At 74.8% G+C, this 22,330-nt stretch carries 3 protein-coding genes; 1 reads left to right on the forward strand and 2 read right to left on the reverse strand.

All coding sequences use genetic code 11. The features are described 5' to 3' along the window. Positions 1-53 precede the first annotated feature (53 nt). A complete protein-coding gene (locus tag ACI2LY_RS02615) occupies positions 54-467 on the forward strand; it encodes an SRPBCC family protein (RefSeq protein WP_389005467.1) in 414 nt (137 codons plus the stop codon). Here ACI2LY_RS02615 and ACI2LY_RS02620 read toward each other — a convergent pair. Together ACI2LY_RS02620 and ACI2LY_RS02625 are read right to left on the reverse strand one after the other, a co-directional pair. Next, positions 464-7,966 carry an amino acid adenylation domain-containing protein gene (locus ACI2LY_RS02620; RefSeq protein WP_404705497.1) on the reverse strand — a complete coding sequence of 2,501 codons (7,503 nt, stop codon included), beginning with the start codon at positions 7,964-7,966 and terminating at the stop codon, positions 464-466. The two genes, ACI2LY_RS02615 and ACI2LY_RS02620, sit on opposite strands and share 4 nt — an antisense overlap. Then, on the reverse strand, positions 7,963-22,278 hold the full coding sequence (locus ACI2LY_RS02625; RefSeq protein WP_404705498.1) for an amino acid adenylation domain-containing protein: 14,316 nt from the start codon (positions 22,276-22,278) through the stop codon (positions 7,963-7,965). The genes ACI2LY_RS02620 and ACI2LY_RS02625 overlap by 4 nt, the downstream gene beginning before the upstream one ends. Between the last annotated feature and the right edge of the window lie 52 nt (positions 22,279-22,330).

Below are 22,330 nucleotides of genomic sequence, written 5' to 3' on the forward strand. Positions count from 1 at the left end.
CAATCCACCCCGCCGCACCGTTACCGCCCCCCGCGCCGGGGCACAGCGGGACCATGGGTAACTACGACAACTCGATCACCGTGGCCGTCCCGGCGGACCGCCTCTTCGACTACCTCTCGGACGTGGAGAACCTCCCGTCCTACCTCCCCCGGCTGACCTCGGTCGAGCCGGAGGGCGGGGACCGGGTCACGGTCACCGCGCACATCGACCCGCCCGGCGAGCCGGAGCAGGACGTCACCAGCGAGGCGTGGGTCCATGTGCTGGAGGCGGGCAAGAGCCTGGAGTGGGGCGCGCCCGGCCCCGACGACTACCACGGCCGACTGCATGTGGCCGCGGGTGACGAGGCGGGCAGCTCGCGGCTGACCGTCGAGCTGCACACCGACAACGTCGAGGGCGAGCACGTCAGCCGCGGCCTGGAGGAGGCCCTGCACGGCATCAAGCGCGCCGCCGAGCAGTCCGCCCGCTAGCCCGCGGTTCCCCCCTTCCCCGGCGCGGGCAGGAAGCCCGTGCGCTGGAACCAGGTGAGGTAGCGGGCGAGGATCTCGTCGGTCAGCTCGGGCTGGTGGACGCCCAGGACGCCCACCGCCTTGGCCGTCTGGTGGGAGTCGAAGCGCCGCCGGTCCATCGCCTCGTGCCGGGTCTGCGGCTCGTCGCCGAGGAAGAGCTGGGCCGCGTTGCCGGGGTCGGCGGCGACGCGGGCCTGCCATTCCTCGACGGGTACGGTGCTCAGCTCATGGCCGAGCCGGGCGGCCGCCGCGAAGACGCGGCCCAGGTCCGGGGCGTCCGGGTTGGTGAAGTGATACACCTCGCCGCCCGGCTGCGCCGATTCGGTGAGCGCCACGACCGCCCGGCTGACGTGGTCCACCGGCACCCAGTCGGTGGAGCCGTACGGCAGGTCGGGCACCGCCCCGGCCTGGAGGCAGCCCTTGATGAGCTGCCAGAGCAGGTCCCGGTCCTGGCAGGCACCGGTGGCGGTGTCGCCGCTGATCCGGCCGGGCCGGTGCACGGTGACCGGCAGACCGCGTTCGGCGGCGAGTCCGACCAGGCCCTCCGCGACCCACTTGCTGCGGGCGTACCCGTCGGGCAGGTCGGCCGGGGGCCCGGTCGGGGTGGACTCGGTGATGACGACCGGGTCGGGTCCGGTCGCCGGGGCGAACACGCTGGTCGTCGAGATGTAGTGCATGCCGGGTGACGCCGAGTCGGCGAGCAGCCGCAGCAGCTCCTCGGTGCCCGCGACGTTGGGGGCGCGCAGATCCCCGTACCCGGCGGCGAAGTTGACGCGTGCGCCGTTGTGCAGGACCGGACCGAGGCGGCGGACCAGCGCGGCCCGGTCCTCCGGGGTCAGGCCGAGACCGGGGGCGGCGAGGTCGCCCGGCACCGCGTTGATCAGGGTGTCGTAGCGGGGCTGCCAGAGGCCGTAGTGCTCCAGGTTGGCGCGCAGTCGCTCGGCGGCCCGGCGGGGGTCCTCGGCGCGGACCAGGCAGTCGACCGGGCCGTCCGTGCTCTCGATGAGGTCCCGCAGGAGGAACGCGCCCAGGAACCCGGAGGCACCGGTGAGCAGCGGGCGTGCGCCGGGGCGGGCGCTCCTGCGGGCGGTGGCCGTGACGTCCGGTGCGAGGCGGACCTCGGCGGCGAGGTCGAGTCCGCCGCCGTACCCCTGCTCCCCCGGTGTCCGCTCCAGCAGGCGGGCGACGCCCTCCACCGTCGGCGCGGCGAAGAGGTCCCGCAGGGACAGGCGGCGGCCGCAGCGCTCCTCGATCCGCTGGGCGAGGGTGACGGCGAGCAGGGAGTGGCCGCCGAGGGCGAAGAAGTCGTCCTGGACGCCGACTTGGGGCACACCGAGGGTCTCGGCGAACGCCGTGCACAGCTCGCGTTCCAGGTCGGTGCGCGGGGCGATCCCCTCGCCGGGTGTCGTCCGCTCAGGGGCGGGCAGGGCCTGCCGGTCGGTCTTGCCGTTGGGGGTGAGAGGCAGGGCGTCGAGCGTGACGTAGGCCGCCGGGACCATGTGGTCGGGCAACGTCTCGGCGAGACGGGCGCGCAACTCGGCCGCTTCCGGCACCTGTTGGGCCTCCTCGGGCACGGTGTACGCCACCAGGCGCCGGTCGCCGGGCCGGTCCTCGCGGACCATCGCGCAGGCGGACCCGATGCCGGGCAGCGCCGTCAGGGCGGCCTCGATCTCGCCCAACTCGATCCGGAAGCCCCGCAGTTTGACCTGGTCGTCCACGCGGGAGACGTAGACGAGTTCGCCGTCGGCGGTCCAGCGGGCCAGGTCGCCGGTGCGGTACATCCGGCCGCCCGCGCGGTCGAAGGGGTCGGCCACGAACCGGGTCGCGGTCAGGGCGGCCCGCTCGTGGTAGCCGCGGGCGAGGCTGGCGCCGGAGACGTACAGCTCGCCGACCACGCCGGGCGGTACGGGGGCCAGCCGGTCGTCCAGGACGTGGACGCGGGTGCCGTCGACGGGGACGCCGATGGGCACGGTGCGGTCGGGGGCGAGGGGGCCGTCGGCGTGCTGGAAGGGGCTCATGGTGGCGCAGACGGTGGTCTCCGTGGGCCCGTACGCGTTGACGAGGTGCCGGTCGCGCGCCCAGGTGTGCACCAGGTGCGGCGGGCACGCCTCACCGGCGAGGACGATGGTGGTGCCCTCGGGCAGCGAGCCGGGCGGCATCACCGCGAGCGCGGCGGGCGGCAGGGTGAGGTGGGTGACACCGCGTTCCCGGACGGTGCCCGCGAGGGCGGGGCCGGGCAGCAGGGCGTCACGCTCGTCGATCTCCAGGCAGGCCCCGGTGAGCAGGCCCATGCACATCTCCCAGAACGCGGCGTCGAAGCTGACCGACGCCAGGTGCAGCGCCCGGTCGCCGGGGCCGACCCGCAGCCGCTCGGCATGCGTCCGGGCCAGCGCGCCGACCCCCTGGTGGGTGACGACGACGCCCTTGGGCAGCCCGGTCGAGCCGGAGGTGTAGATGACGTACGCCGGGTGCGCCGGGTCGGGGTCGCTGGAGGCGGGCGCCGTGCCCTGCGTGAGGTCCCGCACGTGGACGTACGGCACCGGCAGCTCGGGCAGCCGCTCGCGCACCTCGGGGGTGGTCAGCAGCAAGCGCGGCAGGGAGTCCCCGACCATGTGGGTGAGGCGGCGGGCCGGATAGTCGGGGTCGAGCGGGACGTACGCGGCTCCGGCCTTGAGGACGCCGAGCAGGGTGACCAGGAGTTCGCGGGTCCGGGGCAGGGCGACGGCGACCCGGTCCTCGGGGCCGATGCCGCGTGCGGCGAGACCGGCGGCGACGGAGTCCGCGAGGGCGTCCAGTTCGCGGTAGGTGAGCGTGGTGGTGGCGTCGCGGACGGCGGGGGCGTCCGGGGTGTCCCGGACCCGGCGCCGGAAGAGGGCCGGGACGCTCTCGGGCCGGTCGGCCTCGGGGCCGGTGCCCCAGGCGGTGACGCGGGCGCGGTCGGCGTCGGTCAGCACGTCGTAGGCGCGCAGCGGCAGGTCGGGGTCGGCGGTGACGGCGGTGAGCAGCCTGGTGAGGCGCTCGCCGAGGGCGTGCACGGTGGTGGCGTCGAAGAGTTCCGTCGCGTAGTCCACCGCGGCCCGCATGGCGCCCGGTGCGCCCTGGTCGTCGTGGGTCTCGGTGAAGGTGAAGGACAGGTCGAACTTGGCTACGTCCAGCTCGACCGGCACCGGGCTCACGGTGAGGCCGGGCAGTTCGACCGGGGCGGCGGGGCTGTGGTTCTGGAGGACCAGCATGGTCTGGAAGAGCGGGTGGTGGCTCTGCGAGCGGGCGGGGTTGAGGAGTTCGACCAGGCGCTCGAAGGGGAGGTCCTGGTGGGTGTAGGCGGAGAGGTCGAACTCCTTCACGCGGTCCAGGAGTTCGCGGAAGGTGGGGTCGCCGGACAGGTCGGTGCGCAGGACGAGGGTGTTGACGAAGAAGCCGACCAGATCGGTGGCGGCCTCGTCGGTGCGTCCGGCGACTGCGGTGCCGAGCGGGATGTCCTCGCCCGCGCCGTGCCGGGACAGCAGCAGGGACAGCGCGGCCTGGAGCACCATGAAGACGCTGCAGCCGCTGGTGCGGGCGAGGTCCGCGATCCGGCGGGCGGTGTCGGCGTCCAGGGTGAAGTCGTGGGTGGCGCCGATGTGCTGGGGCACGGCGGGGCGCGGCCGGTCCCACGGCAGGTCGATCAGCTCGGGCAGCCCGCCCAACGCCCGCTTCCAGTGGTCCAGTTGCCCGGACAGCACGCTGTCGGGGTCGTCCTCGTCGCCGAGGAGGGCCCGCTGCCACAGCGCGTGGTCCACGTGGTCGACCGGCGGCGCGCTCCACGCCGGGGCCTGACCGCCGACGCGGGCCCGGTAGGCGGTGCCGAGGTCGCGGGTGAGGGGCGCGAGGGAGGAGCCGTCGGCGGCGATGTGGTGGACGACGAGGGCCAGCACATGGGAGTCGTCGGTGAGTCGCAACAGCGTTGCCCGGAGCGGGAGTTCGGTCTCGATATCGATGGCCTCGGCGGCGATCTCCGCCACGGCCGCGTCGAGGCGGTCCTCGTCGGCGTCCTGGACGGTGAACGGCACGCTCGCCGCGCCGGGTTCGGTGATGTGCTGGTGCGGCCCCTCCCCGTCGGCCGGGAAGAGGGTGCGCAGCGCGGAGTGCCGGGCCACCACGTCGTCGAGTGCGGCGCGCAGGGCCTCCTGGTCCAGCGGGCCGTCGAGGCGTACGGCGAAGGGGATGTTGTAGGTGGCCGAGGGGCCGTCGAGCCGGTGCAGGAACCACAGGCGCCGCTGGGCGTAGGACAGCGGCAGCACCTCGGGGCGCGGCTGCGGGACCAGGGCGGGGCGGGCCGGGCGGTCGCCGTCGGCGAGGACGGCGGCGAAGGACGCGACGGTCGGGTGCTCGAAGAGGGTGCGGATCTCGGTCTCGGTGCCCAGCGCGGTACGGACCCGGCCGACGAGCCGGGTGGCGAGCAGGGAGTGGCCGCCGAGGGCGAAGAAGTCGTCATCGACGCCGACCTGGGGAACGCCGAGGACGTCCGCGAACAGTCCGGCGACGATCTCCTCGTGCGCTCCGCGCGGCGCCCGCCCTGCGGCTTCCGGTCCGGTCGAAGCGGGCGCGGGCAGCGCGGCCCGGTCGATCTTGCCGTTGACGGTCAGCGGGAGGGCGTCGAGCGGCTGGATGGCGGACGGCACCATGTAGGAGGGCAGGTGGCGGCCGATGTGGGCGGCCAGCCGGTCGGGGTCCGGGGTGTGGCCGGGGGCGGGGACGACGTACGCGGTGAGGGTGCGGTCGCCGGGGAGGTCCTCGCGGACCAGGACGCAGGCGGCGCGCACGGACGGGTCGGTGCGCAGGACCGCCTCGATCTCGGCGGGCTCGATGCGGTGGCCGCGCAGCTTGATCTGCTGGTCGGCGCGGCTCACGTAGTGGATCAGGCCGTCGGTGTCCCGGCGGACCACGTCGCCGGTGCGGTACATCCGGGTGCCGTCGCCCTCGAAGGGGTCGGCGACGAACCGGGTGGCGGTGAGGTCGGGGCGCCCGAGGTAGCCGCGGGCGACTCCGGGGCCCGCGATGTACAGCTCGCCCTCGGCGCCGGGCGGTACCGGGCGCAGCGCCGCGTCCAGGACGTGGGCCCGCATGCCGTCCAGCGGGCGGCCGATCGGGGGCATGCCGGGCGGGGCGTCGGCCGGGACGTGGTGGAGGGTGGCGAAGGTGGTGGTCTCGGTGGGCCCGTAGGCGTTGAGGACCGTCGTGTCCGGGTGGGCGGTGGCCAGTTGCTGGAGCACACCCGGTGTGGCGGCCTCGCCTCCGGCGGCGGCCAGCCGGAGCAGGCCGAGGGCGCCGGGGTCGGTCTCGGCGATGACGTTGAACAGGGCGGTGGTCAGGAAGGCCGCGGTCACCCCGTGCCGGGCGACGAGGTCCCGGAGCGTCTCGGGCTGGAGCGTTCCCGACGGGGCGACGACGACCCGGCCGCCGCTGAGCAGGGGCGCCCAGATCTCGAAGGTGGCCGCGTCGAAGACGTACGCGGAGTGCATGAGTACGGCGTCGGCCACCCCGTCGGCCCAGGTGCGGTCGGCGGCGAGGGCGGTGATGTCGGCGTGGGTGACGCCGACGGCCTTGGGCAGGCCGGTGGAGCCGGAGGTGAACATGACGTAGGCGAGCCGGTCGCCGCCGGACAGGGCGGGCAGCGCGCCGGGGGCGAAGGGGCCGCCGCTGAGGACGCGTCCGGCGGGGTCCACGGTGAGGACGGGGATGTCGAGCCCCCGCACCCAGGGGTTGTCCCGCGTGGACTCGTCCACGACGAGGGCGCGCAGCGGGGCGGACTCGGTGACGCGGTCGAGGCGTTCGGCGGGCCAGCGCGGGTCGAGCGGGACGTAGGCGGCGCCCGCGCGCAGGACCGCGAGGGAGGCGGTGACCTGGGCGGAGGAGCGGCCGAGCAGGATGCCGACCCCGTCCTCGGCGCCGACCCCGGAGCCGGTCAGGGCCTGGGCCAGTCCGGTGGACAGCTCCTGGAGCTGCTCGTAGGTCAGCTCCTCGCCCGCCCCGGTGACGGCGACCGTGCCGGGGTGCCGCTCGGCCTGCCGGGCCACGGCCTCCGGGACGCTCAAGCTCCTTACGTTCAGCCGAAGTTCGTCGCCGCGCCCGAGCGCCAGCAGCCGTTCCCGCTCCCCCTCCAGCAGCAGCGGCACGTTGTCGGCCCGTACGTCGAGACCCTCCGCCATCCGGGACAGCAGGCGGTGCATGCGGGCCACGGTCTGCTCGATCTCGGCGCGGTCGAGCAGGGCGGCGCGGTAGCCGAAGGTGATGCGGAGGCTGTCCTCACCGGGGGCGATGGTGAGGGTGAGCGGATAGTGGGCGGCGTCGGTGCCGTCGATCCCGGCGACGGTGAGGCCGGACATGCCCTGCTGGGCGGTGCGCAGGGCCTCGGCGTCGAGCGGGTAGTTCTCGAAGACGGCGAGGGTGTCGAAGAGCCGGTCGAGTCCGGCGGTCCCGCAGATCTCGGTGAGGCCCACGTACTGGTGGCCCAGCAGCCTCGCCTGCTCCTCCTGGAGCCGGGTGAGCAGCGCGGCCAGACTCTCGCCGGGCTCGGGGCGCAGCCGTACCGGGACGGTGTTGATGAACAGGCCGACCATCGTCTCGATGCCGGGTATCTCCGGCGGCCGCCCGGAGACGGTGGTGCCGAACACCACGTCGGAGCGTCCGGTGAGGTGGGCCAGCACCAGGCCCCAGGCGCCCTGGACCAGGGTGTTCAGGGTGAGCCGGGAGGCGCGGGCCGTGTCGCGCAGCCGGTGTGTGGTGTCCCGGTCCAGCTCCAGCACGAGGGTCTCGGGCAGCTCGGCGGAGTCCGGCCCCTCGGGCGTGCCCCGCCCGGCGAGCAGGGTGGGCGTCTCCAGCCCGTCCAGCGCGTTCCGCCAGGTGTCCAGCGTGGCGGCCCGGTCCTGCGCGGCCAGCCAGGCGAGATAGGTGCGGTACGGGGTGACGCGGGGCAGCGTGAGGTCGTCGCCCTGACGCGCGTACAGCTCGAACAGCTCGCGCACCAGCAGGGGGACGGACCAGCCGTCGAAGAGGAGGTGGTGGCTGGTCATCACCAGGCGGTGCCGGCCGGGCCCGGTGTGGACGAGGGTGAACCGCATCAGGGGCGGGGTGGTGAGGTCGAACCGGCGGGTGCGGTCCTCGGCGAGGAACGCGTCCAGCGCCTCGGGACCACTCGCCGTGAGGTCCAACTCCTCCAGTGGTACGGGCACTTCGGCGGCGACCGCCTGGACGGGCTGGTCCAGGTCCTCGTGGAGGAAGCCGACCCGGAGGTTGGCGTGGCGGCGCAGCAGGGTGCCGATGGCGGAGCGCAGCCCGTAGACCCTGACGGTGCCTTCGAGGTCGAACACGAACTGGGTGGTGTAGACGTCCACGGCCTGGGAGTCGTAGAGCGAGTGGAAGAGCATGCCCGCCTGCAACGGCGTCAAGGGCAGTACGTCCTCCAGCTGGAACCCGGTCACTTGCGTCCACCCCACTTGTTCTGAAGTCGGTCGATCTGGGCCTGGTCGAGGGAGACCAGGGGAAGGTCGGACGGCGTGTAGCCGCCCGCGTCGGGCTGTTCGGCGTGCTCGGCGACGGCGCGCAGGGCGCGGGCGAAGGCGTCGGCCAGGTCGGCCACGTCCTCCTCCTTCAGGAGGTCGCCGGGCCACGCCCAGCGGGTGACGAGGACGGGCCCGTCGGGGCGGTCCTCGGTGTGCGCGTTGATGTCGATGACGTGGTGGACCGGCATGTCCGGGTCCTGGCTGCGCGGCTGGCCGCCGTCGAGCAGGACCTCCCAGTCGCCCGCGTCCTCGGCCGAACCGGCGTACCGGCCCAGGTAGTTGAAGCCGATCTGCGGGTCCGGGGCGGTGAGCCGGTCACGGGTGGCGGGGTTGAGGTGCCGCAGCATGCCGTAGCCGACGCCGTGGTCGGGTATCGCCCGCAGCTGTTCCTTGATCAGCTTCACGGCGCGGTCGATCAGGGTCGCGTCGAAGCGGGCGGGTTCGACGACCCGGCCGGGGCCGGGGTCGAGCCGGACGGGATAGAGGCTGGTGAACCAGCCGACGGTGCGGGAGAGGTCGATGTGGTCGGCGAGCTGTTCCCGGCCGTGGCCCTCCAGGTCGATCAGGACGGCGGTGTCGTCCGTGCGGCCGGTGCCCCGGTCCTCGCGCCAGGCGCGGATCGCCAGGGCGAGCGCGGTGAGCAGGACGTCGTCGACCCCGGCGTGGAAGGCGGCGGGCGCGGTGGTGAGCAGCGGGCCGGTCCAGCGGGCGTCCAGGTGGGTGGTGAGGGTGCGGGTGTGCTCGGCGGTGTCGCGCTCCGCGTCGAGCGGCCGGTGTCCGATGCGCGGGTCGGGGGTGTCCAGCACGCTTTCCCACAGCGGGAGTTCGCGTTCCCGCTCGGGGGTGCGGGCCTGGGTGGCGAGGAGGCGGGCCCAGCTCCGGTACGGCGTGGCGACGGACGGCAGTGCCGCGGGCGTGCCGGTGGCCGTCCGCCAGGCGGTGGCCAGGTCGGCGCCGAGCACCCGCCAGGAGACCGCGTCGACGGCCAGGTGGTGGACGACGATCAGCAGCCGGCCGGGCGTGCGCGGGCCCGCGTCGCCCCACACGGCCTCGATGACATGGCCGTCGGCGGGCCGCAGCCGGGCGCGGGCCTGTTCGCCCGCCTCGGTGAGCGCGGCGGTCGCGGCGGCGCTGTCGAGCCCGGTGATGTCGAGCCGGGTGAGGCGCTTGCGGGCCAGGACCGAGCCGGGCGGCTGGGCGTACAGGACCGGCTCCTCCTCGGTGGAGCGGGCGACCCGCATGCGGAGCATGTCGTGGTGGTCGATGAGGAGTTGGAGGGTGTCGACGAGGGATTCCTCGTCGGCGTCGGCCGGGGTGCGCAGGACCGCGGACTGGTTGTAGCCGTCCGTGGCGCCGGGCCGCTCCAGGAACCAGGCCGCGATGGGCGTGGGCGGCATCTCGCCGGTGCCCGCCTCGGCGGGTTCGGCGGAGTCCGCGGTCAGCACGGTGGCGACGGCCGCGATGGCCTCCGGCGTGCGGTGCACGAAGACGTCGCGCGGGGTGACGGCCAGCCCGGCCTGCCGGACCCGGCTGACGAGCTGGATGGACAGGATGCTGTCGCCGCCGAGTGCGAAGAAGTCGTCGTCGGTGCGCACGGCGTCCGCCCGCAGCACGGAGGCGAACACCTCGCACAGCACGCGTTCGCGCTCGGTACGCGGTTCCCCGCCCGGCCTGCTGCCGGTGGCGCGGGCCGGGGCGGGCAGGGCGCGCCGGTCGGTCTTGCCGTTGGTCATCAGCGGCAGCGCGTCCAGGTGCACGAAGACGGCGGGCGTCATGTAGGGCGGCAGCGCATCGGCCAGCCCCCGGCGCAGCGCGTCGTCGGCCACGTCCGCGCCCTCTCCCCCGCCGGGCACGACGTAGGCCACCAGGCGCCGTTCGCCGGGCTGGTCCTCGCGGACGAGGACGCAGGCGGCGGTGATGCCGGGCAGGGCGGTGAGCGCGGTCTCGATCTCGCCCAGCTCGATGCGGAAGCCGTTCAGCTTGACCTGGTCGTCGGCGCGCGAGACATAGCTGAGCAGGCCGTTCGGGTCGCGCCGGACGAGGTCGCCGGTGCGGTACATCCGGCTTCCGGCGGGGCCGTACGGGTCGGCGACGAAGCGGGTGGCGGTGAGCCCGGCCCGGCCCAGGTAGCCGCGCGCCAGGCCGTCGCCCGCGAGGTACAGCTCCCCGGTGACGCCGGGCGGCACGGGCTGGAGGCGGGCGTCGAGGACATGGGCGCGGGCGTTGTCGATGGGGCGCCCGAGCGGCACGCTCCCCTCGGCGGTGTCGGTGTCGTCGTCGGTGTGGTGGTGGGCGGTGGCGTCGATGGTGGTCTCGGTGGGCCCGTACAGGTTGTGCGGCTCGGCCCGCCAGGCGTCCCGGATACGCCGGGCCAGGGTGCGCGGCAGGGGTTCGCCGCCGCACAGGACGGCCCGCAGGGTGGTGGGCGCTTCCTCGCCCGCCGTCTCGGTGAGGACCAGTGAGAGGTGCGAGGGCACGAACTGGGCGATGGTGACGCCCAGTTCACGCGCCCGGCCTAGCAGTCCGGCGGGGTCGTGGTTGAGGGCGCCCGGTACCGGGCAGGTGGAGCCGCCGTGCAGCAGCGGCAGCCAGGTCTCCCACACCGAGGCGTCGAAGCTGGGCGAGGTCCGGGCGAGGACCCGGTCGTCGTCGGTGAGGGCCAGGTGGTCGGCCATCCACGCCATGTGGTTGGTGAGCGAGGCGTGGGTGACGACGACGCCCTTGGGTCGGCCGGTGGAGCCCGAGGTGTAGATGACGTACGCGGCGTCGCGCGGGTCGGGCGCGGTCGCGGGCGGGGCGATGTGGCCGGTGGACCAGGTGGTCCGGTCGTCCAGCGCGAGGAAGGGCAGGGGCAGTCGGCGCTGTTCGGCGCGGTGGGCGTGGGTGAGCAGGAGGACGGGGCGGGCGTCGGACAGGGTGTACGCGATGCGTGCCTCGGGGTGGTCCAGGTCGATCGGCAGGTAGGCGGCCCCGGCCTTGGTGACGGCGAGCATCGCCACCACCTGGTCCGGGGTGCCCTCCAGGGCGAGGGCGACGAGGTCGCCCCGGCCGATACCCCGGCCGCGCAGATGGTGCGCGAGGTCGTTGGAGAGCTGGTCGAGTTCGGTGAAGGTCAGACCGTGGTCGCCGCCGCGTACCGCGACGGCGCCGGGGGTGCGGGCGCACTGGGCGCGGAACGCCTCGGGTGCCGTGCGCGCGGACACCGGCCGGACCGGTCCGAGGGCCGCTTCCGCCAGCCGCTGCCGTTCGTCCGCACTCAGCACCTCGGTCTCGTGGACCCGCTGGCCGGGATCGGCGGCGAGGGAGGCGAGGAGGCGGGTCAGCCGGTCGGCGAGGGTGTACGCGGTCGCGTGGGTGAACAGTTCGGTGGAGAACTCCAGGACGCCGTCGAGCCCGGTGGGCCGCCCGGCGGTGTCCTCGGTCTCGGTGAAGGTGAAGGTGAGGTCGAACTTGCTGATGCCGGTGCGCACCGGCTGCTCCGAGACGGTGAGACCGGGCAGCTCGATGTCGGCGCCCGCCTGGTTCTGGAGCACCAGCATGGTCTGGAACAGCGGGTGGTGGTTCTGCGCCCGGTCCGGGCTGAGGGCGTCCACCAGCCGCTCGAAGGGCACGTCCTGGTGGTCGTAGGCGGCGAGGTCGAACTCCCGCACCCGGTCCAGTACTTCGTCGAAGGTGGGGTCGCCGGTGAGGTCGGTGCGCAGCACCAGGGTGTTGACGAAGAAGCCGACCAGGTCGTCCAGGGCCTCGTCGGTGCGTCCGGCGACGGCGGTACCGAGCGGGATGTCCTGCCCGGCGCCGTGCCGGGACAGCAGCACCGACAGGGCGGCCTGGAGCACCATGAAGAGGCTGCACCCGCGTGCGCGGGCCAGCGCGGCGAGGGCCTGGTGGGTGGCGGCGTCCACGGGGAAGGGGAACGCGTCCCCGCGGTGCTCGGTGACGGCGGGGCGCGGCCGGTCGGCGGGCAGCTCCAGCAGCTCGGGCGCTCCGGCCAACGCCGCGCGCCAGAAGGCGAGTTGCCCGGCGGCCCGGCTGTCCGGGTCCTGCTCGTCGCCGAGCAGCGCGTGCTGCCACAGCGTGTAGTCGGCGTACTGGACGGCGAGATCCGTCCAGCCGGGTTCCTCGTGCGCGAGGCGCGCCCGGTACGCCTCGCCGAGGTCGCGGGCGAGCGGGGCGAGCGAGGAGCCGTCGCCCGCGATGTGGTGCAGGACCAGTACGAGGACATGGGCCTCGGCGCCGAGCCGCACCAGCCGGGCCCGCACCGGTGCCTCGGCGCTCACGTCGAAGGTGTGAGCGACCTCGGCGGCGAGCACCTCGTCCAGGCGGCCGGGGTCGGTGTCGCGGGGCGTGAGGTCGAGGTCGGCCGCCCCGGCGTCGAGGATCAGCTGCCGCGGCACGCCGTCGGTGTCGGGGAAGACGGTACGCAGGCTCTCGTGGCGTCCGACCACGTCGGCCAGCGCGCTCTCCAGGGCCTCGGCGTCCAGCGGGCCGTCCAGCCGCAGCACGAGCGGCACGTTGTAGGTGTCGCTGGGGCCCTCGAACCGGTTGAGGAACCACAGCCTGCGCTGGGCGAAGGACAGCGGCAGCGGGTCCGCCCGGTGCCCGGCCCGCTCCAGCGGCAGCCGCGCCTCCTCGGCGCCGTCGAGCACGGCGGCCAGCGCGGCCGGTGCCGGGTGCTCGAACAGGGTCTTGACGGGGACCTCCACGCCGAGCGCGGCCCGGACCCGGGCGGTGAGCCGGGTGGCCAGCAGGGAGTGGCCGCCGAGCGCGAAGAAGTCGTCGTCGGGGCCGACCGCGTCGAGACCGAGCACGTCGGCGAAGAGTCCGCAGAGGATCTCCTCGCGGGCGCTGCGGGCGGGGCGTCCGCTCACCGGCGCGTGCTCGGGGACGGGCAGCGCGCGCCGGTCCACCTTGCCGTTGGGGGTGAGCGGGAGCGCGTCGAGCAGGACGAAGGCGCTGGGCACCATGTAGGCGGGCAGCGACCGGCCGACGGCGCGGGCGAGGTCGGCGGGGTCGGGGCTCGCGCCGCTCGCGGGGACCACGTAGGCCACGAGACGCCGGTCGCCCGGCGTGTCCTCGCGGACCACGGCGAAGGCGTCCGCGACCCCCTGGCAGGAGGCGAGGGTGTTCTCGATCTCGCCCAGCTCGATCCGGTAGCCGCGCAGCTTCACCTGGCCGTCGGACCGGCCGACGTAGGCGATCTGCCCGTCCGGGGTCCAGCGGACCAGGTCGCCGGTGCGGTACATCCGGCCGCCCGACGCGTCGAACGGGTCGGCGACGAAACGGGTGGCGGTCAGGCCGGGGCGGCCCGTGTAGCCACGCGACACCCCTTGTCCGGCGAGGTACAACTCGCCCACCACGCCCGGCGGTACGGGCCGCAGCGAGCCGTCGAGGACGTGCAGCCGCATGCCGTCCAGCGGGCGGCCGATGGGCGGCGGTCCGGCGGGCAGGTCGGCGGTCACCGGGTAGCGGGTGGCGAAGGTGGTGGTCTCGGTGGGGCCGTACACGTGCAGGACGCGGGTGTCGGGCGCGAGGACCGCGACCCGCTGCATGGCGTCCGGGGAGGCCAGTTCACCACCGGCGCACACCAGCCGCAGACCGGTGAAGGCGCCGGGGTCGGTCTCGGCGATCACGTTGAACAGGGCGGTCGTCATGAAGACGGCGGTCGCCCCGTGGGTGTGCACCGCGTCGTCGAGGGTGCGGGCGTCCAGGACGCCCTCGGGGGCGACGACGATCCGGCCGCCGTGCAGCAGCGGGGCCCAGATCTCGAAGGTGGAGGCGTCGAAGACGTACGCCGAGTGCATCAGCACGGCGTCGGCGGCGCCCTCCCGCCACGCGGAGTCGGCGGCCAGCGCGACCACGTCGGCGTGGGTGACGCCGACGCCCTTGGGCAGACCGGTCGAGCCGGAGGTGAACATCACGTAGGCCAGGGCGGCGGGGTCCGGTACGGCCACCGGGCGGCCGGGGTGCTCGGGGCCGCCCCGCAGGACGCGGCCGAGCCGGTCCAGTACGACGACCGGTGTCCGTGCGGCGGCCGCGCCCACCCAGGGTGACTCCCAGGCGGCCTCGTCGACCAGCAGGACCCGGACTCCGGCCGCCCCGGCGACCTGGTCGAGCCGCTCCTCGGGCCAGCGCGCGTCCAGCGGGACGTAGGCCCCGGCGGCGCGGACGGTGCCGAGCGAGGCCGTCACGACGGCCGGGGACCGGCCGAGCAGTACGCCGACTCCGGTCTCGGGGCCGACGCCGAGGCCCGCGAGGGTGTCGGCGAGTTCGGCGGAGAGGGTGTCCAGTTCGGCGTAGGTCAGGGTCGCGTCGGCGGCGGTGACGGCCGTCGCGTCCGGGGTGCGGGCCGCCTGGGCCGCGAACAGCGCGGGCAGCACGGCGGGCTCGTCGGTCGCGGGCAGGGCGCGGCCGGTGCCCCAGCGGGCGACAAGGGTGTGCTCGTCCGGGGTCATCAAGTCGTGCTCGGCGACCGGGCGTTCGGGGTCGTCCGCGACCCGCTCCAGCAGGCGCAGCAGCCGGGCCGTGAGGTTCTCGACGCTGCTCCGGTCGAACAGCGCGGTGGCGTACTCGACCCCGGCGCCGAGGCAGCCGTCGCGGTCCTCGGTGAAGGCGAAGGTGAGGTCGAACTTGCTCAGCCCGTTGTGCACGAGCCGGTCCTCGACGGTGAGGCCGGGCAGTTCGGGGCGGGCGCTGTCCTGGTTCTGGAGCACCACCATGGTCTGGAACAGCGGGTGGTGGTCGCGGGCCCGGACCGGGTTGAGGTGCTCCACCAGCCGCTCGAAGGGCACGTCCTGGTGCGCGTAGGCGGCGAGGTCGAACTCCCGCACCCGTACGAGCAGTTCACGGAAGGTGGGGCGGCCGGAGAGGTCGGTGCGCAGCACCAGGGTGTTGACGAAGAACCCGACCAGGTCCTCCAGCGCCTCGTCCGTGCGACCGGCGACGGGTGAGCCGAGCGGGATGTCGTCGCCCGCGCCGTGCCGGTGCAGCAGGGTGGCCACGGCCGCCTGGAGCACCATGAACAGGCTGCTGCCCGACTCCCGTGCCAGCCGCTTGAGCCGGGTGTGCAGCTCGGCGGGCACCTCGAAGGTGTGCGTCCCGCCCCGGGGGTCGACGGCGGCCGGGCGCGGCCGGTCCAGCGGGAGGTCGATCAGGCCGGGCATCCCGGCGAGCGCGGTGTGCCAGTGGTCGAGCTGGCCGCGCAGCACGCCGTCGTCCTCGGCGTCCCCCTCGCCGAGGAGGGCGCGCTGCCAGAGGGTGTAGTCGGCGTACTGGAGCGGGGTGCCGACGGTCAGCCCCGGCTCGGCGCCCTCCAGCCGGGCTCGGTAGGCGGTGCCGAGGTGGCGGGCGAGCGGGGCGAGGGACCAGCCGTCACCGGCGATGTGGTGGACGACGAGGACCAGCACATGGTGTTCGGGCGCGGAGCGCAGCAGCAGGGCGCGCAGCGGCAGGTCGGTGGTGACGTCGAACGTCTCTTGCACGGCGGCCAGCACGGTGGCGTCCATGTCGGCCGGTGCCGTGCTCACCACCAGCAGCGCGGGCGTGGCCGCCTCGGCGGGCAGCACCGTCTGGTGCGGTACGCCGTCCCGCTCGGGGAACAGCGTGCGCAGCGCCTCGTGCCGCTCGATGACATCACCGAGCGCGGCCCGCAGGGCGTCCGGGTCCAGGGCACCGTCGAGTTCGAGGACGAGCGGGATGTTGTACGTGGAGCTGGGCCCCTCCAGCCGGTTGAGGAACCACAGCCGCTGCTGGGCGTAGGACAGCGGCAGCGGCTCGGGGCGGTGCGTGGCGGCCAGGACGGCGGGGCGGGCCCGGCCGGGGGTGTCCAGGGCGCGGGCCAGTCCGGCGACGGTCGGGTGCTCGAAGAGGGTGCGCACCGCGACCTCCGCCCCGAGGACGGCGCGGACGCGGCTGACGACGCGCATGGCGAGCAGGGAGTGGCCGCCGAGGTCGAAGAAGCTGTCGTGCGGGCCGACGGCGGGGCGGTGCAGGACGTCGGCGAAGATCCCGGCGAGCAGCTCCTCCTGCGGGGTGCCCCGGCCGGGGGCCACCGAGGTCTCGGCCTCCGGCTCGGGCTCGGGTGCGGGCAGAGCGCGCCGGTTCACCTTGCCGTTGGGCAGCAGCGGCAGTTCGTCGAGGACGACGACGGCGCCGGGCACCATGTAGTGCGGCAGCGCCTCCGCGAGGTCGTCTCGCAGGGTGAGGGCGCGCGGCGCTCCTTCGGCGGTGACGGCGTAGGCCACCAGTCGGCGGGTGCCGGGGGTGTCCTCGCGGATGACGGCGCAGGCGGCGCTGACGCCGGGGCGGGCGAGGAGCGCGGCCTCGACCTCGCCCAGCTCGATGCGGAAGCCGCGCAGTTTGACCTGATCGTCGGCGCGGGCCACGTACTCGATGAGCCCGTGCCGGTTCCACCGTACGAGGTCGCCGGTGCGGTACATGCGGGCACCGTCGGGGTCGAACGGGTCGGCGACGAAGCGTTCGGCGGTCAGGCCGGGGCGGCCCAGGTAGCCGCCCGCGAGGTTGGGTCCGGTGAGGTACAGCTCCCCGGTGACCCCGGCCGGGACGGGCCGCAGCCGGGTGTCGAGGACGTAGGCGCGCATGGTGTCGACGGGACGGCCGATCGGCACGGTCTCGGACACCGGGCCCTCGCCGGTCGCGGGGACCCGGTGGGCGGTGGCGTCGATGGTGGCCTCGGTCGGGCCGTACAGGTTGTGCGCCTCGGCGTGCCAGGTGCGGGTGATGTCGTCGGCGAGGGCGCGGGGCAGCGGTTCGCCGCCGCACAGCACGGCGCGCAGCGCGGGCAGCGGCGCCGCGTCGGCGGCCTCGGCGAGGACGAGCGCGAGGTGGGAGGGCACGAACTGGGCGACGGTGACGGCGAACCGGTCCATCCAGCCGACCAGGGCGCGCGGGTCCTGGTTGGCGCCGTCAGGCAGCACGCACACCTCGGCGCCGTTCATCAGCGGCAGCCACAGCTCCCACACGGAGGCGTCGAAGCTGGTGGAGGTGCGGGCCAGGACCCGGTCGCCCCGGGTGAGGGACAGGTGCCGGGTCATCCAGGCCATGTGGTTGGCGAGCGCGCCGTGCGGCACGGTCACGCCCTTGGGGCGGCCGGTGGAGCCGGAGGTGTAGATGACGTAGGCCGGGTCGGCGGGGTGGAGCCGCTGCTCCGGCTCGCTTCCGCCGTCGCCCGGCAGACCGGGGTCGAGCCACGGTACGTCGGTGTGCGGCAGCGTCTCGTGGACGTCGCTCGTGGTGAGCAGGAGGACCGGGCGGGCGTCGGCGAACATGTGCCGGATGCGGGTGGCCGGGTAGCGCGGGTCCACGGGCAGGTAGGCGGCACCGGCGCGCAGGACGGCCAGCATGGCGACGACCGAGGTGACGGACGGGGGCAGGGCGAGCGCGACGAGCGTCTCGCGTCCCGCACCGCGTGCGCGCAGCACCCGGGCCAACGCGTCGGCCCGCGCGTTGAGTTCGGCGTAGGTGTAGTGGGTGTCCGCGTCCCGTACGGCGATCGCGTCGGGGGTGCGGGTGGCCCACTCGCGGACGGCTTCCGGTGCGCTCGTGGTGGGGAGCGGGCGGGCGGTGCCGTGTCCCTGGGCGAGCAGCCGGTCGCGTTCGCCGGGGCCGAGCGGGTCGAGGTCGCCGACGCGGCGGTCGGGGTGCTCGACGGCCTCGGTGAGGACGCGGGCGAACCGGTCGCACAGGGCGCGGGCGGTGGCCTCGTCGAAGAGGTCGGTGGCGTACTCGAGGTAGCCGCCGATGCCCTGGGCGGGCTCGGTACGGTCGGCGGACGCCGCGTTCTCGGTGAGCGAGAAGGTCAGGTCGAACTTGCTGATCCCGGTGTGCCCGGAGCGGTCGCGGCTGGTGATGCCGGGCAGGTCGATCCCGGCCCGCTCCTGGTTCTGGAGGACCAGCATGGTCTGGAAGAGCGGGTGGTGGTCGCCGGAGCGCTCGGGGTTGACCGCCTCCACGATCCGCTCGAACGGGATGTCGCCGTGGCTGAACGCGGCGAGGTCGAACTCCTTGACCCGGCCCAGGAGTTCCCGGAAGGTCGGGTCGCCGGACAGGTCGGTGCGCAGCACCAGCGTGTTGACGAAGAAGCCGACCAGGTCGTCCAGCGCCTCGTCGGCGCGTCCGGCGACGGCGGTGCCGAGCGGTATGTCCTCCCCCGCGCCATGGGCGCGCAGGGTCACCGCGAGGGCGGCCTGGAGCACCATGAACGGGGTGCAGCCGGCCGCACGGGCCAGCCCGGTCAGCGCGGTGTGCGCGTCGGCGGGCAGTTCGAAGGGCACCGCCCCGCCGCGGTGGCTCGGGACGGCCGGGCGGGGCCGGTCCAGCGGCAGTTCGAGCAGGTCCGGGGCGCCGTGCAGTGCCTGGCGCCAGTAGGCGAGCTGCCGTCCGGCGAGGCTGTCCGGGTCATCGTCCTCCCCGAGCAACTCCCGCTGCCACAGGGCGTAGTCGGCGTACTGCACCCGCAGCGCGGGCCAGTCGGGGGTGGCCTCCCCCGCCAGCCGGGCCCGGTAGGCGGCGCCGACGTCCCGGCTCAGCGGGGCGAGGGACCAGCCGTCGGCGACGACGTGGTGCGGGACCAGGACCAGGATGTGCCGGTCGACAGCGAGCCGCAGCAGCCCGGCGCGGAAGGCGACGCCCCCGGCCAGGTCGAAGGGGGCACCGGCCAGCCGGGCCACCGCCTCCTCGGCCCACGTCTCGGCGTCCGCCCCGGCCGGGGGCTCCTCCACGGCGAGCGGGACCAGATCGGCGGCGTGCGCGGCGGCCAGGACGACCTGGCGGGCCACCCCGTCCTCCTCCGCGAAGACGGTGCGCAGGCTCTCGTGCCGGACGACGACATCGGCGAGGGCGCCGCGCAGGGCGTCGGTGTCCAGCGGGCCTTCGAGGTCGAGGACGAGGGGGACGTTGTAGGTGTCGCCGGAGTCCTCGGCCTGGTTGAGGAACCACAGCCGCCGCTGGGCGAAGGACAGCGGCACCGTGTCGGGCCGGTCCTGCGGGACGAGCGCGGGGCGGGCCGCGCCGGAGGTGTCGAGCACGGCGGCGAGCGACGCGACCGTGGGGTGCTCGAAGAGGGTCCGCAGGTCGAGTTCGGCGCCGAGCGCGGTGCGTATCCGCCCGGTGAGCCGGGTGGCGAGCAGGGAGTGGCCGCCGAGGACGAAGAAGTCGTCGTCGACGCCGACCGTGTCCCGGCCGAGCACATCGGCGAACAGGCCCGCCAGCACCTCCTCGTGGGCGGTGCGCGGGGCACGCCCGGCGGCCGTGGTGGCCCGGGGTGCGGGCAGGGCCCGGTGGTCGAGCTTGCCGTTGGCGTTCAGCGGCAGCGCGTCGAGCAGCACGAACGCCGACGGCACCATGTAGGCGGGCAGCGTCCGGCCCACGGCACGCGCGAGCGCGGCGGCGTCCGGTGCGGTACCGGGCTCCGGCACGACGTAGCCGACGAGGCGCGGGTCGCCGGGCACGTCCTCGCGGACCAGGACGCGGGCGGAGCGTACGGCGGGGTCGGCGAGCAGGGTGTTCTCGATCTCGGCGGGCTCGATACGGAACCCGCGCAGCTTGACCTGCCCGTCGACGCGCCCGGCGTACTCGAGGTCGCCGTCGGCGGTCCAGCGGGCGAGGTCGCCGGTGCGGTACATACGGGCGCCGCTCGGCCCGTACGGGTCGGCGACGAAGCGGGTGGCGGTGAGCGCGGCACGCCCCTGGTAGCCGCGGGCCACGCCCCGGCCGCTCACGTACAGCTCACCCACCACGCCGGGCGGCACCGGGCGCAGCCGGTCGTCGAGGACGTACGCGTTCATGCCGTCCAGGGCCCGGCCGATCGGGGGCACGCCCGGCGTGTGCGCGGTGACCTGGTGGCGGGTGGCGAAGGTGGTGGTCTCGGTGGGCCCGTACACGTTCAGCACCCGGGTGCCGGGCGCCGCCTCCGCGACGCGCTGGGTCAGGCCGGGGGCGGCGGCCTCGCCGCCGGTGGAGACCAGCCGGAGCCCGGCGAAGGCGGCCGGGTCGGTCTCGGCCACGATGTTGAACAGGGAGGTCGTCAGGAACAGCGAGGTGACGCCGTACCGCTCGGTCATCTCCCGCAGGACGTGCGGCTCCAGGCCGCCGGGCGGCGCGACGACCACCCGGCCGCCGTTCAGCAGCGGCACCCAGATCTCGAAGGTGGAGGCGTCGAAGACGTACGCGGAGTGCAGCAGCACCGCGTCCGAGACCCCGTCCCGCCAGGCCGAGTCGGCGGCCAGCGCGAGCACGTCGGCGTGGGTGACGCCGACGCCCTTGGGCAGGCCGGTGGAGCCGGAGGTGAACATCACGTAGGCGAGGCGGTCGCCCCGCTCCACCTCGGCCGGGGTCCCGGGCCGCTCCGGGGCACCGCGCAGGAGGCGGCCGCGCTCGTCCACGACGAGGACGGGGAGCGTCCCGGCCGCCGCCGCGACCCAGTCCGCGTCGGCGTTGGCGGCGTCCACCACCAAGGCACGGACCCGGGCGGTCCCGGCGACCCGGTCCAGCCGTTCGGCGGGCCACGCGGCGTCCAGCGGTACGTACGCGGCGCCCGCGCCCACCGCGCCGAGCGTGGCCGTCACGACGGCGGCCGAGCGGTTCACCAGTACGCCGACGCCGTCCTCGGCGCCGACGCCCCAGCCGCTCAGCGCGCCGGACAGCTCGGCCGCGGTCTCGGCCAGCTCACGGTAGGTGAGGGTGTGCGCCCCGCTCACCACGGCCGGGGCGTCCGGCGTACGACGGACCTGCGCGGCGAACGCGCGCGGGAGGGCGGTGTCCATGGCGGGCAGTTCGGTGCCGCGCCCCCGCGCGAGCACGGCGGCGGTGGCGGTGTCGTCGAGCAACGACAGTTCGGAGAGCGGGGTTTCGGCGTCCGCACCGGCCAGGGCCGTCAGGAAGGAGACGACGGCGTGCTGGTGCAGCCGGACGTCGTCCGGGTGGTACAGCTCCGGGTTGGTGTCGAAGCCGATCAACGGCCCCTGTCCCTCGGAGCGTTCGGAGACGAAGAGGGACACGTCGTCCACCGGGCCGATGGACAGCAGCCGGGAGGTGGCGGGGCTGCCGCCGAAGTCGAGGCCGTACTCGAAGCCCATGATGTTGACGACGACGTCGGTGAGGCGGGCCCCGTCGTCGGCCATGCTCAGCTCGCGGGCGAGCTGTTCGCGGGAGAAGCGGCGGTGCCGCATCGCGCCGCGCATCTCGGTGGCGACGGCGCGGACCAGGGCGCCGACGGTCATGTCCGGGGTGACGGACAGGCGCAGCGGCAGGATGTTGGAGGTCATGCCGACGATGTGGCGCAGTCCGGCGTGCCGTCCGTGGGAGGCGAGTCCGACCCGGACGTCCTGGGTCCCGGTGACGCGGGCGACGTAGGCGGCGACCGCGCTGACGAGGACGGCGGTCCAGGTGGTGCGGCTGTCGCTCCCCAGGCGGCGCAGCTCGTCCAGGACGGTGACGGGGAGGGTCTCGCCGGAGTGCAGCTGGACCGGCGCGTCGGAGGTGGCGTCCGGGGCCGGGGTGTCGGTGCGGCGGCGGATGAGCGGGGTGGCGGCGCGGGTGTCCGCGTCGGCCTGCGGACCGTCCCCGGCGGGGGTGGTGAACCGGCCGGTCCAGTAGGCGCGGTCGGTCTCGGTGCGGCCGGAGGCGCGGTAGGCGGCTTCCTCGTCCACCAGGTCACGCAGGGGTGCGGCGGTGATCTCGGCGGGGTCCCCGCCCTGGACCGCGCGGGTGTAGAGGTCGGCGACGGTGCGGGCGAAGAGGGCGCCGCTGAGGCCGTCGACGGCTATGTGGTGGTACCGGATGTACCAGTAACGCAGCGTGGGGCTGAGGCGCAGCAGCGCGAAATGGTGCTGCGGACGCGTGAGTCGGTCGACGGTGGCCATGTCGTCGGCCATGTACCGTTCGGCCGCGGCGGTCGGGTCTTCCTCGCCGCTCAGATCGACCCGGTGCAGTCGGCTCGGGGCGTCCGGTCCGGGGCGGACCACCCGTTGGCGAATCGTTTCACCGTCAGTGACGAACTCCAGGTGAAAGCTGTCGTGGAGGAAGACCGCCCGGTCCACCGCGGCGGCGAATAACCCCTCGTCGAGGCCGCCACGGATCTCCAGGCATTCCCCGATGTTGTATTTGGGGCTGTCCGGATCGACCAGTTGCCCATACCACACACCCTGCTGGGCGATGGTGAGTTCGAACGGTTCTTCGGGCGTCACAGCGAACGCGTCCGAGCGGTTTTCACGCATGCGGGATCAACCTTTGGGGAGAGGTTCCGGGGACGGTAAGGAAAGCCCAGGG

Origin of the sequence: Streptomyces sp. NPDC002176 (genome assembly GCF_044903645.1) — a bacterium.
Taxonomy (GTDB): Bacteria; Actinomycetota; Actinomycetes; order Streptomycetales; family Streptomycetaceae; genus Streptomyces.

Excerpts from the sequence above, each read along its gene's own strand:
- ACI2LY_RS02615 (WP_389005467.1), top strand. The coding sequence starts at position 54 with ATGGGTAACTACGACAACTCGATCACCGTGGCCGTCCCGGCGGACCGC.
- ACI2LY_RS02625 (WP_404705498.1), bottom strand. The coding sequence starts at position 22,278 with ATGCGTGAAAACCGCTCGGACGCGTTCGCTGTGACGCCCGAAGAACCG.